The organism is Brevundimonas sp. CURTG3B2_SDJG (genome assembly GCF_057364705.1).
This window is the reverse complement of the sequence record NZ_JBNFOJ010000499.1, coordinates 1-1,164: the sequence shown is the minus strand read 5'-3', so window position 1 is coordinate 1,164 and position 1,164 is coordinate 1. Positions and strand designations below refer to the sequence as shown.

The following is a 1,164-nucleotide window of genomic DNA, read 5'->3' as shown; positions in this document are numbered from 1 at the left end:
GCGGCCGCCCGCGCCCTGGCCGGACATCCGCTCTCCGTCGCGGTGTTCGAGGCCCGCAGGCGGATCGGCGGACGGGCGCATACCCTGGCCTTCGAGGGCGAGGGCCTGGACATGGGCTGCGGCTGGCTGCACTCCGCCGACGAGAACCCCCTCGCCGCCCAGGTCGAGCCCGCGGGCTTCACCCTGGACAAGACCCCGCCGCCGTGGGAGCGCCCGGCCTTCGACCTGGAGCTCTCCGCCGCGGAACAGGCGGAGTTCCGGACCGCCTTCGCCGCCTTCGAGACCCGGGTCGAAGAGGCCGCCGCCCGGGGCGAGGACGGCCCCGCCTCGGACCAGTTCGAGCCGGACTGCCGCTGGAACGCGCGGATGGACGCCATCTCCGGCGCGCTGAACGGCGCCCGGTTCGCCCAGGTCTCCACCCAGGATTACGCCGCCTATCGCGACACCGGACTGAACTGGCGGGTGCGCGAGGGTTACGGCCGGTTCGTCGCCAGTCTGGGCGCGGACGCGCCGGTCGTGCTGGACTGCCCGGTTTCGCGCATCGACCGGTCGGGCCCGACGCTGCGGTTGGAGACGGCCCGCGGCGCGGTCCACGCCCGCGCGGTGATCGTCACCGTCCCCACCGACCTGATCGGCCGCGAGATCCTGCGCTTCGACCCGCCGCTGCCCCATCTGGTCGAGGCGGCCGCCAACGTCCCCCTGGGCCTCGCCTCCAAGATGCACATGACGGTGACCCAGGCCGACGAATTCCCCGTCGACAGCCAGGTCTGGGGCCGGGCCGACACCACCGAGACCGGCGGCTACCATTTCCGGCCCTTCGGCCGCCCGATGATCGAAGGCTGGTTCAGCGCCGACTTCGCCCGAACCCTGGAGAACGAAGGATCGGACGCCTTCTTCGCCTTCTCGGTCGAGGAGCTGGTCGCGATCCTGGGCTCGAACATCCGCAAGCGTCTGGCGCCGGTGGCCGCGACCTGTGGGGGAGCGACCCCTGGTCCCTGGGGGCCTACTCCTACGTCCTGCCGGGCCACGCCGGCGATCGCGCCCGGCTGCGGGCGCCGGTCGAGAACCGCATCTTCCTGGCCGGCGAGGCGACCTCGGACATCTGGCAGGGCACGCGCACGGGCGCCTGGATCGAGGGGGCGGGGCGCGCGGGCGCGGGGAGGC

1 pseudogene is annotated in these 1,164 nt (G+C 73.7%); it reads left to right on the top strand.

Annotated features, from left to right (window positions below):
- Positions 1-42: 42 nt before the first annotated feature.
- Positions 43-1,164, top strand: a pseudogene (locus AC2W7C_RS18210) (flavin monoamine oxidase family protein); the annotation flags it as partial.